Here is a 14170-nt window from a genome sequence, read left to right as displayed (position 1 = left end):
TCTTCTTTCCCATAGAGAGCTTTAGCATGGCAGGCTTAAGAGGGGGGGGGGAGCGAGGCTTTAGAAGGGCAAGCCTATAGCAAGGTGTAAGGCTTGCGCATCACGGAAAGAAGAGATATTATAAAAGCCTGCTTTACCCGTAGGGTAAGGCACATGAAGACCTACACCCCAGTCGAGCCGAATCATAAAATAGCCTATGTCGTAACGAAGCCCCACACCTGTGCCTACACCTATCTGTGTAAGCATATTAGGAAAGAGGAGCTGCCCCAAAGGGCGTTCTGCCTCGTTATGTAAGGTCCATACGTTACCCGCGTCAAGGAAGACAGCCCCATAAAGCTCTCTAAAGAGGTGAGGACGATACTCTATGTTAGCCTGCAGCTTTACGTCCCCCGTCTGCTCTACATAAGACGAGGCTACCGACTTAGAGCGATATCTGCCCGGCCCTATCTCACGCACATTAAAGGCACGTATGCTATTAGCTCCGCCTATATAAAACTGCTCCGTATAAGGAGCTGCCTCACTGTTGCCATATACCCATATTATGCCTGCATTAAGATGGGCAGCAAGAGAAGAGAGCTTAGACAGCTGCCATGTCTTAGTAAAGTTAGTTTCCACTTTAAGAAATTGTGCATACGGGTTTTTAAACATCTTCTTATTGCTCTGCTGCCACCTCTTCCCTGCTGCCATATATCCTAAAGAGAGTATGTTAGACGCCTCGCTCACCGTAGTCCACCATTTTATAGGGTTGGCATAGCTGCTACTGCTCATATAGGTGTATTGGAATTGCATCTTAGGTATAAACTGGTCCGCCATAGATATTTTAAGATATGGCAAGTCTTCTGTCATGCTGGTATATGCCTTTGTGGTAGCATTCATATATTCGTATGTTAAGATAAGGGGCGAGAAGGTAAACATACTTTGCTCGGTAGGTTGCCACTGATAGGTAAAATCGGCAGAAGCCACATGACGGCGAAAGTATCCGGCACGGTTAATGACGGCAAAAGACGCCTTTACCGTAGTAGATGGTGTAGAGAAGAAAGCCCTCTTACCTCTTTTCTTAGCAAAGGTTATAAACGTAGGGGTTAAGATGCGTGGATATTGTATGCTTGTTTCTAAGCCATACTCATAGTTGTCTAAGCTAAAAGTGGCATTGCTGTTACTCCTTGCCGACGACCACGCATAAGAGCCATGCACATTAATGTTGAGCAGTTCGCCTGCTCTAAAGGCGTTGCGCTTGGTAAGACCCACTACAAGCTCTGGCCCGTAACGCTGATTTGTCTTACCTTTTCCGTATGCTTCCACAAAAAAGCTATATGGCTTATCAAATACAGCGTCTACGTTTAGGTTAAGCACCTTGCAGGTATCTGTAGCGTCTTTTGGCGAAAAAGTAAAGGCAGCCGTCTGAAAGATACCCGTAGAGCTTAGCTTTTGCCTGTAACGCTGCATCTTCTCATAGTTGTATGCTTCGTCTTTCATGTCCTCCACCTCGCTACATAGCAAGCGTGGGTGTAACGGTGGGTGCTTACCGTTATAGTTTATAGTAAGGCTGCCGTAGTGCTTATGCTTAGCTAAGGGCTCTTGATAGTCGCGGCGCAGATTTATGGTAACATCGCCTATATGCCACTGTCGTAAGGCTTTGCTGCTCACAGAGTCGGCTAACTGAAGACGAATGTTAGCTCTGCCGCTCACCTCGGCAGTGTCGGCAAGGTAGCTTGCGTTGTTGTTTTGGTAATAGTAGTAACCATTGTCTTTAAAGAGCAGTGTGATGCGTTGTCGCTCTTTTTCTAAAGCAGCAACATCGAAAGGAGAGCCTTTTTTTATTTCAGACTGCTGACGACTTGCCGCTATGAGCTTGCTCATCTGAGCAGGGAAGTTAGTATAGCTTATGCTATCTATAGTCCACAAGCGTCCCATGCTAACGTTATATCTTAGCTTTACCTTCTTCTTATTGCTTTGCTGTATAGCATCATAGGTTATCTTACCATCAAAATATCCTCTTTTGTTAAGCAGATTCTCTCCCACTTTCACCCTAAGCTCTGGTGTTACGGTGCTTAATGTTACCGGTGTAGAACCAAAAGTCTTTGTTATCCAGCGGCTAAAGCGTGTGGTGTCGTTAGCAAAGGCGTTCCATATCCATAGCCCTATAGGGAAAGGCGAGCGTATAGATGGGCTTCCAAGCAGAGAGCCGTTAGGCTTAGAGGCAAGGACAAGGTCAAGCTCTTCTTGTACATTATAGAAATGGCTGTTCTTGGTGTAGTTATCATATTGTGTTTTCAGCATTCCTGTGTATAGCTGCTGGTCGTCGCGAAGCCCTGACGTGGTGCTACAAGCCGAGAGCATTAACACGGTAATGAGCAAGAGAGGATACTGCTTTTTTAGCTTTTTTATATTCATACGTTTCATTAGCAATATGTGAAAAGAGTAGTTTTAAAATTTTAAAGGAGGATATTTTATAATATCAGGTATGGTATCTGCTATAACAGGCTTTGGCAAGGAGCCGGTATCTTTCCTTAGTCTTAATATGTCCCAAAACCTGCTGATCTTACGTCTCCAAAGAAAACCTATACCATATTCGCTCAGATTACCTTCCAGCCAGTCGTATGCTTCACGTTCGTAATAGAGCTTAAGATATTTTGTTTCGTTCCTGTTAAGGCGATATTCTATGGAGAAATTGTCAAAGTAAGCTCCGTTTTCGCGTGCTAAGGCAGAGCCTGTAGACACACGTCCGCCTAATATTATTTTAAGCCTGTTGTTCCATAGCCGTTTAGAAAACTTAAAAGTATAATCGGTATGTAAAGCCCCGTTTACATCGGCAGCCGTTTCTAAGTTAGCCGAAAGGTCTAACCCCATAGAGTTTAAAGCTCGCCCGGTGATAGAGTTTACTTGCGTTTGTAGGAAACTTGCCAAAGCTCCACTCATGGCATTGTTAGCATTTGAGATATTATCTCCATCGAAATATAGTCCTGATGCTAACATCGTTACAGCCAGCTTAGAGCGTTCCTCCACCGATTTTGTCTTCAGCGAGTTAGTCATCTCCTGGTCCTCTGGTGCTTCTATGATAAACTCTATGCTTGGTTTGGGAAATTGCTTGGTAAGTTTCACCCCACAAAGAAAGTCTACTAACCTGCCGCTTCTTGTCCCCGTAGACACATTAGCACGTACGTTTTCGGTAGCCTCTATGTTTAGCGTAGGCAGCATAGGATCTCCGGTAAAGTTTACATAGCTTCCTTGCCTTATGTAAAAGGTGCGCAGAGGTATTACGTCCATAGTATATTTCATCTTACCACTGTTTAGCGTATATCGTCCACGTAGCTGCACGCCATTAACGGGGTCGTAGCTAAGGTTTAGGTTTCCCCCTCCTATCATGTCTATGTAGTTAGTATGTTCGGGGTTAAGGATAGTTTTTATACGTGCTTGCTCGTCTATGTTCATGTGTAAGTCCATAGAGAATCCTTTGAGATCGCCGCGTGGTATCACCTTTGTGGTAGTATCTTTAAAGTTAGCGAACTTCACCAAGTCTTGCAGCTTTGTATCGCTCATTAGGCTTTGATCTTTAACAATATAGTTCATATCGGTGCTACCAAGCACGTTAAGTATGCCAGACAGGTGAAGATTGCTTACCTCTCCCCTCACACTTCCCATAAAATCTACTATAGCTTTACCATAGGCTTCAGAGCGTGGGTTCTCCTTAGCATTGATAAGCTGGAAGTTTTGAGCACGAAGAGCCACATTAAGCATCATATTGTTAGTGTTTGAGATGTCTAATGTGCCGTTAAGCGTTAAGGGATTGTTATTGTTGTCATACAGCTTAAAGTCGGTAAGAGCTATTTTGCTATCCTCTATTACCAAAGGTTTCTCACCAAAGCGCATCTTTACGCCATAGGGATCGCTCCTTAGATAAGCCCCATGAGCATATACCTTACCTGTTATGTCAAGACTGCTTAGCTTGCCTTGCACGGTAAGAGAGCCGTCGCCTTCACCATATAAGCCTACTATCTTTTCAGGTATAAAACCATTAACATAGCTTAAAGGGAACTTGTTCATACTTAAAACAGCATTAAGGCAGCCCTCGCCTGCGCTGTCGTAAGTACCATTAAGCGTACCCACTTCTACATCGTCCTTACTTATTATAGCATCTATATAATGGCTTTTATCGCCCTTTGGCATATATACCATTTGTAAGCCTACGTTGCCTATAGGACTGTTTTCATAAACAAAGTTTTTTATGCCCATATCGCTCGACACGCTTACCTGTGTAGGTGTTTGTATAATGTGGTAATCGCCGTCTAACTCTCCTGAAAGGTTTGGCATGAAAGGTATTAACCTAAAGAGATAGCCTAACTCAAACTTATGCACAGAGAGTGTGAGGTTTTGCAGCGAGGCTTCATCATCGTCGTCGGTGCGTACCTTAAGACCAGTGCCGTCTTTAGCCACAAAATCGAGGTTAGCAGATACGCGCTTATCTCGTCCTATATAGATATAGTTTAAAGGGTTTACATTAAAGGTTTTATATCCCACTATAGCTTGTTTTGATATGATGTTAAAACGCAAACCATTCTCTGCCATAGCAAGCTGCAAGCCTATATCTATACCTACACGTCCTTTCTCGTCAAGAATGGCAGAGTGGGTTTTTATACCACCTTCATATAACGCTCCATCAAAGAAAGCTGTGTAAGGATAGCTGTTTTTAGAGCTATTGGCAACCCATGCGTTATACCCTATCTTGCCATCGGTGCTCTTTAGCTCTATGTTAACCTTATCCATTTGCATGCTATCGCATACTAAAGAGTCTATTTTTATAACGCCATCTAACCCCCTACTGGGAGAAGACATTAAGCTAACATCAGTATGTGCGAAGCTATAACCTTTGCTTGACAGAAGCTCTCTAAAGAGGTTTGAGCTTCCAGACTTGAGCTGTAAGATGCCACGCGGCAAGAGCTTAAGCAGTGCCTGCTGGTCTATATGCTTATCCTTTATCTGCTTAGTAATAGCCTGAGAGAGGGCATTAGCATTCTTACCCAGTTGTAACAAGCCCTTATCCATAGTAGTATATAAATGGAAATCGCCGCCATCTACCTTTGCCGTAAAGCTGTTTTGCTTGCTTGCTACATCTATTAGCACATCGTCTGTGGTATATTGCTTGTTTTTTTCGTCTATAACAACTTTGCCCAATAAGCCCTTAGCTTTAAGCTCATCACCCCCATTCGTAGCAAAGGATATGTTTAGCTCTCCGCTTGCACGTAAAGGCTTATCTACAACACCCACCTCATAGAGGTCTGCATGAGAAAGATTACCTTCCAAGCTGCCCCCTATATGCTTGCCTTTCATAGATAGGCTCATGTCAAAAGAGCCCTTTAGCAGCGGTATAACGTTTTTATCACGATGTTCTATAAGAGCAAAATCGCTCACCTTGCCCGTTACGTTATGGCTATTAGCACCACTTTGGGTATAAAGAATATTAGCCCTTGTGCCTATATGGTAAGCCTTCTTGGTTATGTTAAGGGCTTTTAGGTTAGCATCTACGATGTAGCCTTGCAGCTTTGCTTGCATACGCTTTCCCGCTACATTAATCATAGCAAGAAGATTGTCCGTTAAGAGTAATTGTTTGCCTCGTTTGCTTTCGTCAGTAATCTTAAGAGTGTGAAGCGTGCCTTTAAAGAAATGCTTATCCTTCATGTTAGAACTTACATGAGCATCTGTCCACCCCGATAAGACATAACGCTCTTTCATAGCTCCTAACGAGTGTAGGTCTATGCGTGTCAGATGGCCTTTTATATGCCCATCTATGAGCTTTGAAGACACATTACCTTTGTAAGTAAACCGCCCCCCTATCATCTTGTTAGTACTGTTAATAGCTGCAAAGAGCTTATTGCCGTGCTTACTTATCTTACCACGAAAACCATCTAAGGTATATTTATCATATCTTAGCTGTGCTATGTTCATAGCAACTGTGCTATATGAGCTTTGACTCATCACGTCCGTTCCCCTGCCATAAGCCATCAGAGCACCGGAGAAACGGCTAAGCCCCATTGTAGGCAGAAAATGGTGTAAGGGAAATTGGCGTGCTTTTATGTTTGCTTTATAGATGTTAGCATGTATGTTATAAGCAAAAAGAGCCTTTACCGTTCCGCCTCCCTGCGAGAGAAACATATTACCGGCATAGTAATTTTTGCCAAGAGTAAGATGCCCGTTAACACCAATATTACGCGGTAGAAGAAGAGTTTTTGCTATACTTTTAGGCATTATATCTCTTATAAAGTAGAGATTAGCTGCATTACCCTTAACACTAAAATTGCTATAAAAGGGCTGTTTACCAACTATGTTGGCTATATTGCCCGAGCCTGAAAAATCAAAGTGTCCTAACATGGCTATTCGCAACTTGCTAAAAGAGATGTGTTGTAAGTTGCCCACCACAGTGCCACTCATTTTTAAAGGAGCAGCAGGCAGACTTTTATATACGCTTCGAGGCATAGCATAGAGGAAAGGCTTAAGATCAGCCTTAGTAACATACCCTTCTAAAGCTGTAGTAAGCCTGCCCGGATTAATAGCATCGAAAGCATTTAGATCCATTGCCAAGCGTCCGTTTAGCATAGAAGTAGGCAGCTTAATATGGAAGTCTGACAGATTTATAGCCTTATTATTATAAGCAAAAGCACCAGAAAGCTCGTTTATAGTAAGCCCACTGCCTTCCCTCATATTGGCAGCACGCACTGCAAACTTTAGACATTCCTTAGAAAATATAAAAGAGCTTAGCCCTATGTTTATGTCTTTTATATGTAAGTGGTTAGCATCAAACCCTTTTTGTTTTGCCTTCTTATAAGGCAAAACATACGAAAAAGCTCCACCATTCCAGTCGAACTGACCTATTTTATATATGTCGTCATGTAAAAGGAGCTGTGTTTGTAAAGCCTCAACTTTATCGAACTGTGCCTTTAGCTGCAAAGAGTCGCCGGGAAGGTGCAGCGCAAAACGGGTTTTGTCTATATTTATTTTATCTATCTTAATTTTCCAAAGCGTCTTTTTTTTAGTAGTATCCTTAGGTATAGTATCGCCCAAGGCTATATCTAACCAGCCGCCTCGTATGTCTGCCCTATTGAGCTTTAACGCCTCGTCCTTAATATCTATATTATGACTTATTAGGTGTAACCTTTCTATATCTCCACGAATACGAAGGTCGCCTATGAAATTAGCAGTATTAGCTTTTAGCTTTTTAAAGGTAAGCTCATCTACCTCTACCTTACCATCTATGAGCGGCATAAGCTGTACCTTTGCTATAAGTTGTTGCATATCAGCAATGGTATCTATCTTATTTTTTATAGACAGGTTAGGCTGAGTCAAGAGAAGGCTATCCAGCTGCAAATCTAACGGGAAGCTAAGCCTTACGCGTTTTAAGCTAACGGTCATGTTAGTAGTTTCAGAAATGTGAGCAGCCACTTTTTTTACAGCCCAATTCTGCACTGGCGGTATATATAATAATAATAGTAATAGTAAGAAAGTAATAACAGGCGTCAGCACAATGGCTATCATAACCTTTAGTCCTTTTTTCATAAGCGTTTACAAGGATTTTCTAAATATAAAACAAATATAAATATTTTTTTTATCTGTTTCAAAAAAAAAGCACATTTATTGATAACTTTTCCTTTAAAAAAAGCCATTACCTTTTTATATATAAGGCAATGGCTATGAGGAGAGAGTATAACTAAATTTCTTGTAAATCTACAAACTTGCCTCGTTCTTTTCTCTCTTTAATGAGGCGTTGTAACTTTTCCTTACGCTTAGGAGCTATCCATTTACGTGCAAAGATGTTAGGTATAGCCACTCCAAGAGCTATACATATAAGCACTAAAGTGCCGTTAATGGCATTATGCATAGCTACTGTAACTTCGCCTACCACACCCTGCATCTCAAAAAAGCCATAAAGAGCACGATACATTAACACACCTGGGATAATAGGTATCACGGCAGGAATGGTAATACACTGATGAGGGGTATGAAACCAATGAACAGCCTTAATATTTATAATAGATATTAGAGCCGAGCCACACAACGACCCAAAAACAAGCCCCATACCTAAACCTATATTATTAGTGCTTGGACCTAAGTTGATAAAATTTCGTGAGCATACGCAGATAATACCACCTATGGCTATCCATGGCATTAAGCGATAAGGAATATTATATATAGTAGCAAACCCCATTGCCGAGATAGCAGCAGCGGCAGCATATTCGTAAAAGTTATGATGAGGCACCAAAGAGAGATCTTTTACAAAATTGTCTATACTACCACACTTAATAGCAAGCACAATACCAAAGGCTAAAGCTGTTATCATAAGCGCAGTGTTTGCAGCACGTATCAAGCCGTTTTCTAAATAGTTGTCGAGCATATCATTAACAGCATTAATAAGTGGCACACCCGGCACTATCCATAAGCTACAAGCTAAGAGCGGCCTAAAAGGCGTTGAAGATAACAGTATATGTGCCACACCAGAGGGTAGAGCATCTTGCACTATAGGCATAGAGAGGTAAGACGACAACCATGCAACAATGGTTGAGACAAAAGCTCCTACAGCAAAGTTAGCATACACATTAGACCCTATGCTATTAAGATACATACGAAAGCGATTACCTAAAATAGCAGCTATAGAAGCATAAAAGAAGCCCGTCCAGTCGGCACCAAACTGAATGCTAAAGCCACCACAGGCAAAACCTGCACAGATAGCTATCACCCATTCGGAATAATAATGCCTGCCATGGGCTATCTTTTCCAGCTCATCGGCATACTGATCTATACTATAATCGTACTGAATAGCTTTCCATGTAAGCTTTGAAATGTCTTGGATAATAAGCATATTTATAACATGCTTATTACATCGCTGCATTTTAGAAAAGCTATGCCCCTCATCACTTATATTTACCTGAAGCATATCATAATTGACGTAAATATGAGTGTTCTCTTTTGGTAATCCTAAGAAAGCCGCAGCACGTTCCATATTACGCTTAACCCGACTTGTGTCGGCTGCGCTCTCCATTAATAGTTGTCCTGTTCGCAATAAAAGATCTATCTTCTTGCGCAATGTGCTAACCTGAATAGCAGATGTAGTATTATCCATTAAAACTAAAAATAATTGTGGAATTTGCCTGCAAAGGTATAAAAAATAATTGGGATATGAGCCATTGTTATTTACTTATCATGCCCATATCCCATAGTATTTCATATATGCAAATAAAGTTTTTATACTAATTATACTAAAGCGAAACAATATTATATCTTTTTTTATATACTTGCCTTTTTAATCTTCCATAAGCTTGCGATAACGCCCTTTTTTTATCTCCTCATTACCTAAACGTCGAGCTTTATTTATCTCATATTCAGAGTAATCACCTTCAAAGAACACCACTTCGCCGTTACCCTCAAAAGACAAAATATGCGTACAGATACGATCTAAAAACCAACGGTCGTGACTAATAACAACCGCACAACCTGCAAAGTTTTCTAATCCTTCTTCTAATGCGCGTAATGTGTTTACATCGATATCGTTAGTAGGCTCATCTAAAAGCAAAACGTTTCCTTCTTGTTTTAAAGCAAGGGCAAGCTGCAAACGATTACGCTCTCCTCCAGAGAGTACACCACAAAGCTTACTTTGGTCAGTGCCTGAAAAATTAAAACGTGAGAGATAAGCACGCGAATTAATATCCCTGCCTCCCATACGGAAGGTTTCGTTACCTTGTGCTACTACATCATAAACACTCTTATTAGGATCAATATCCTTATGTTGCTGATCTACATAAGATATTTTAACCGTTTCGCCCACTTCAAAGGTTCCACTATCTGCCTGCTCTAAACCCATGATAAGACGGAAAAGGGTTGTCTTTCCTGCCCCATTAGGACCTATAACCCCTACTATACCGTTAGGAGGCAAACTAAAATTAAGATCCTTAAAGAGCACCTTATCATCGAAGGCTTTTTGCACATGTTGAGCCTCAATAACCTTATTACCCAAACGAGGACCATTAGGTATATATATTTCTAATTTCTCTTCTCGCTCTTTCTGTTCCTCATTAAGCATCTGATCGTACGATTTAAGACGAGCCTTACCTTTTGCTTGTCGGGCTTTTGGAGCCATACGCACCCATTCCAGCTCACGCTCTAATGTCTTACGACGCTTAGAAGCACTCTTTTCTTCTTGAGCCATACGTTGAGTTTTCTGCTTAAGCCATGACGAATAGTTACCCTTCCAAGGAATGCCCTCGCCACGGTCGAGCTCTAATATCCACTGGCTCACATCATCAAGGAAATAACGATCGTGAGTAACAGCAATAACAGTTCCCTCATACTGCTGAAGATGTTGTTCTAACCAGTCTATACTTTCAGCATCTAAATGGTTAGTAGGCTCATCGAGTAACAATACATCTGGCTTTTGAAGAAGCAAGCGGCATAATGCTACACGACGACGTTCACCCCCTGAAAGGTTACTAACCGGCTTATCCCCTAAAGGACAACGTAAAGCGTCCATAGCACGCTCAAGTTTAGAATCTATATTCCAAGCATCTGTAGCATCTATAACGTCTTGCACCTCTGCCTGCCGCTGCATCAGTTTGTCCATCTTTTCAGGATCGCTATAATATTCCTCTAAGGCAAACTTCTCATTTATTTCATCATATTCCTTTAAAGCATCATATATATGCTGTACACCTTCCATGACATTTTCCTTAACAGTCTTTCCCTCATCAAGAGGTGGATCTTGCTCTAAATAACCTACGCTATAACCCTGACTCCACACTACATCTCCAAGTGTGGGCTGTTCTATGCCTGCAATAATCTTCATAAGGGTAGATTTTCCTGCCCCATTTAAGCCTATAATACCTATTTTAGCACCATAAAAAAAAGAAAGATATATATTCTTTAATATTTGTTTTTGGTTTTGTGGTATAATCTTAGATACTCCCACCATTGAGAAGATAATCTTCTTGTCGTCTACTGTAGCCATGTTTTGTTTTTATTTTATCAGTTTTATATTTACACAAAAGTTTTTTTATTAAAAGCAGAACAAGGTAAAAGCAACATCATCTCTTCCTTTCTTCACGCTCTAAACAAAGTACTTATAAACACCTTTAGCATATAAAAAAATAATAAGAGGGCAAGCAAAATAATAATTTTTGCTCACTCTCTCATATATAATATATTATAAGGTGAATATACTTTTTATTATCTTATTCTGTCTGCAGCTCTTACTAATGCCTCATCGGCTAATATAGCTTTACGAGCCATAAATAGCAATATAAGAGATATTAAAGGCAGACAAGCTGCAAACTTTACATTAAAGCTGCCTAAAGCTGTTAACATCTGGCTAAATACCCCATAAACAATATACCAACCCAACATCAACAACATAGAGAAAACACACAAACGGCTCTGACGCTTGCGGTTACGAAAATCGAATATTGCAAAAAGATTTATAGGGCAGCTTATTACTAAAAGCCCAAATAAAGCCCATACGCTATACTCTTTATCACCGTTAGAATGTTGTATCCATAGGTTATACACCTCTTGGTTAGCTGCCATCGCCTTAGCCTCTATGTGCGCAATAGGCATAGCCATACATGCAAGTATAGCAATGATAGCTAATAATAAGAAAATAGTTTGCTTTCGCTGAATCATGATTTAATCTTCGTATTCTCCTTTTACATCTTTAGAAGGATCGCGCCAATAAATGCTATTATTAAGAAACTCTTCCGTTGCAAGCAAAGTAGGCTTTGGAAGCTTCTCATAATAACGGCTAATCTCTATCTGCTCACGATTCTCAAAAACTTCTTCTAAAGAATCATTATATGAAGCAAATTCAGCTAATTTCTTGTTTAAATCTTGCTTTATCTCTACTGATATCTGATTAGCACGCTTTGCAATAATAGCGACACTTTCGTAGATATTGTCGGTATCTTTCCAAAGCTCTTGTACATCTCTTGTTACCGTGTTTGACGGTGCTTTTGACTTCCTGTAATCCATTCTTGTAAATATAATATTTTATAATCGCTTTAATCTTTTGTAACCTGCTTACATTTTTTTATATATTCCTCCGCAGTATGACGCTCCTTAGAGTCGGGAAACTGATTGATAAATCCATAACACTCATCTTCTGCATCTTGAAAACGTTGTAGCTTTTTAGCATCTACACTCATATGCGCCAGCTCAAACTTGCTCTTCATTATTAATATGGCAAACTCCTCGCGCAGATTACTATAAGGATAATCATTTATAGCGTTTTGAGCCGTTATAACACAAGCCTCATAATTATTGCCTCCACTTGTACAATTACCAAAGTAAGAGCCAAGATTATAATAAAGCTTTGCATTCAAATATTCTTTTTTTACTAATTTGTCTTGAAGCTCAAACATTCGCTCTTGCGCCTTTTCTTTCATCTTACCATCTGGGAAAAGATCTAAATAGTCCTGAAAAGCCTGTATAGCTGCAATGGTAGGTGTCTGATCTAACCTCGGCTCTGGAGCATTTTCATACAAACATTGCCCAATGTTAAACTGTGCCATCTCTGCATATATCCCCTTAGGATAGCTCTGATAATATTTTTTAAATATTTCTGAAGCTGCATCATAGTCCTTCATGCCATATTCTGCCTTTGCTAACATATATAAGCTCTCCTGACCATTCTCTGTACCTTTTAGCGTAACTACCAAATCTTGCAAAAGAGGAATAACACTTGCAAACTTACCTTTAACAAATAACTCTTTAGCAAACTCGTACTTATATTCTGGGTCTGCACTCTTATATACTACATTATATTCGTGGGCACAGCTGCAAAAAATAAGTGCCACACAAAATGATAAAATAATGCTTTTCTTCATATTTACAATTTGTGATGCAAAGATAAGTATTATTCTGCTAATATGCAAGAAGTTAGATTTGCTTTTTATATATATTACACCTTTATTATATTGTTTTTCTTGCACATTATACCATTTTTATTGTGGATAGATAAGATTTTCCTGGCTTATATTATCTAACACTTCTGTTAAAAACTTCTTAGCCTCCCACCTTGCTATGGGCAGATTGTTCATTAAATAGTTGCCACAGTCGCGTGGTGTAGCACCGGGTATTTCTCCCTCAAAATTGGCTATAAAGGTAAACGTACGACGCATTAGGTCGACAATGTCAACCGAATCAAGGTCGCCTTTAAGGATAAGATAGTTGCCAGTCAAACAACCCATAGGCCCCCAATATATTACCCTATCCTTCCACTTTTCATCATTACGCAAAAAAGTAGCTGCAAGATGTTCTATCGTGTGTATAGACTCTACATGCAATGTAGGCTCACGATTAGGCTCTTTCATACGAATATCAAAAGTAGTGATAACCTCACTACCTATATAATCCTTCCTGCTAACGTAAATGCCACGCTTTAGAGCAAGATGATTTATAGTAAAAGAAGATATTTTATCCATTTTCTTATTTTTACTTTAAAGAATGTTCAAGAAATGTTTTGTTACCTCAAAGCTACCTTCTGCTATCTTTTCCCAAAAGTTGAAATACTGAGAAGCGTTCGTATCTTTCAAAGGAATATCGCTTATAACACGAAACGAAACAAAGGGTATACCATATATATAACACACCTGAGCAATAGAACAGCTTTCCATGTCTACAGCTTTTGCGTCAGGAAAATGATTAATTATGCTTTGCATTTTATCTTTCGTGTTTACAAACCATTCGCCACTCACTGTAAGTCCTGCTTTTATAGTAGGGATTTTACCCTTAATATCATTTAATGCTAAAGCCTTGTCAATATACTCCTGACTCGTTTTAAAACGGGCAGGCATTCCCATTATCTGTCCAAAGAGCTGCTCATCACCACAATAAGCATCATGGTAAACACACTCTTTTGCAACTACCACTTGTGCAACCTCTAAAGAGACATCAACCCCACCAGCACAGCCACTTGAGATAATCAAATCTGGGTGATAATTATTTATCATTTCTACTGTACCTACAGCAGAATTAACCTTTCCTATTCCACATTGCTGTAAAATGATTTTTTTATCATTAAGAGCTCCTATTATAAAGTCTTTATTATTAAAACGCTCCGTTTGAATGCTACTGAGAATGGCTTTGAGCTGTGTCAGCTCTTTATCCATAGCAACAATAATTCCTATTTTCATAATGC

General features: G+C 40.0%; 9 protein-coding genes. All 9 read right to left on the bottom strand.

Annotation, left to right across the window (positions count from 1 at the left end):
* Positions 1–60: 60 nt before the first annotated feature.
* Positions 61–2403: a translocation and assembly module lipoprotein TamL gene (gene tamL / locus F596_RS0101530; RefSeq protein ID WP_019035593.1), complete on the bottom strand. Its 2343-nt coding sequence runs from the start codon at positions 2401–2403 to the stop codon at positions 61–63.
* A gap of 24 nt (positions 2404–2427) precedes the next feature.
* Positions 2428–7548, bottom strand: a complete 5121-nt coding sequence (locus F596_RS0101525; RefSeq protein ID WP_019035592.1) for a translocation/assembly module TamB domain-containing protein — start codon at positions 7546–7548, stop codon at positions 2428–2430.
* Positions 7549–7699: 151 nt separating this feature from the next.
* On the bottom strand, positions 7700–9109 hold the full coding sequence (locus F596_RS0101515) for a threonine/serine exporter family protein (protein WP_019035590.1): 1410 nt from the start codon (positions 9107–9109) through the stop codon (positions 7700–7702).
* A gap of 180 nt (positions 9110–9289) precedes the next feature.
* The gene (ettA, locus tag F596_RS0101510; RefSeq protein ID WP_019035589.1) at positions 9290–10987 is read right to left on the bottom strand and encodes an energy-dependent translational throttle protein EttA; all 1698 of its coding nucleotides are present in this window, start codon (positions 10985–10987) and stop codon (positions 9290–9292) included.
* 218 nt (positions 10988–11205) lie between these two features.
* Positions 11206–11658 carry a DUF4293 domain-containing protein gene (locus F596_RS0101505; protein WP_008449279.1) on the bottom strand — a complete coding sequence of 151 codons (453 nt, stop codon included), beginning with the start codon at positions 11656–11658 and terminating at the stop codon, positions 11206–11208.
* A gap of 3 nt (positions 11659–11661) precedes the next feature.
* Positions 11662–12003, bottom strand: a complete 342-nt coding sequence (locus tag F596_RS0101500; protein ID WP_008449253.1) for a DNA-directed RNA polymerase subunit omega — start codon at positions 12001–12003, stop codon at positions 11662–11664.
* Positions 12004–12032: 29 nt separating this feature from the next.
* The gene (locus tag F596_RS0101495; RefSeq protein WP_024992626.1) at positions 12033–12857 is read right to left on the bottom strand and encodes an outer membrane protein assembly factor BamD; all 825 of its coding nucleotides are present in this window, start codon (positions 12855–12857) and stop codon (positions 12033–12035) included.
* A gap of 117 nt (positions 12858–12974) precedes the next feature.
* Positions 12975–13454 (bottom strand): S-ribosylhomocysteine lyase, encoded by a 480-nt coding sequence (locus tag F596_RS0101490; RefSeq protein ID WP_008449338.1) that lies wholly within the window; start codon positions 13452–13454, stop codon positions 12975–12977.
* Between the two features lie 15 nt (positions 13455–13469).
* A complete protein-coding gene (locus F596_RS0101485) occupies positions 13470–14165 on the bottom strand; it encodes a 5'-methylthioadenosine/adenosylhomocysteine nucleosidase (protein WP_019035587.1) in 696 nt (231 codons plus the stop codon).
* Between the last annotated feature and the right edge of the window lie 5 nt (positions 14166–14170).

The organism is Prevotella amnii DSM 23384 = JCM 14753, assembly GCF_000378745.1.
Lineage (GTDB): Bacteria > Bacteroidota > Bacteroidia > Bacteroidales > Bacteroidaceae > Prevotella > Prevotella amnii.
This window is presented reverse-complemented; position numbering and strand designations above follow the sequence as displayed.

Excerpts from the sequence above, each read along its gene's own strand:
- tamL (WP_019035593.1), bottom strand. The coding sequence starts at position 2,403 with ATGAAACGTATGAATATAAAAAAGCTAAAAAAGCAGTATCCTCTCTTG.
- F596_RS0101525 (WP_019035592.1), bottom strand. The coding sequence starts at position 7,548 with ATGAAAAAAGGACTAAAGGTTATGATAGCCATTGTGCTGACGCCTGTT.
- F596_RS0101515 (WP_019035590.1), bottom strand. The coding sequence starts at position 9,109 with ATGGATAATACTACATCTGCTATTCAGGTTAGCACATTGCGCAAGAAG.
- ettA (WP_019035589.1), bottom strand. The coding sequence starts at position 10,987 with ATGGCTACAGTAGACGACAAGAAGATTATCTTCTCAATGGTGGGAGTA.
- F596_RS0101505 (WP_008449279.1), bottom strand. The coding sequence starts at position 11,658 with ATGATTCAGCGAAAGCAAACTATTTTCTTATTATTAGCTATCATTGCT.
- F596_RS0101500 (WP_008449253.1), bottom strand. The coding sequence starts at position 12,003 with ATGGATTACAGGAAGTCAAAAGCACCGTCAAACACGGTAACAAGAGAT.
- F596_RS0101495 (WP_024992626.1), bottom strand. The coding sequence starts at position 12,857 with ATGAAGAAAAGCATTATTTTATCATTTTGTGTGGCACTTATTTTTTGC.
- F596_RS0101490 (WP_008449338.1), bottom strand. The coding sequence starts at position 13,454 with ATGGATAAAATATCTTCTTTTACTATAAATCATCTTGCTCTAAAGCGT.
- F596_RS0101485 (WP_019035587.1), bottom strand. The coding sequence starts at position 14,165 with ATGAAAATAGGAATTATTGTTGCTATGGATAAAGAGCTGACACAGCTC.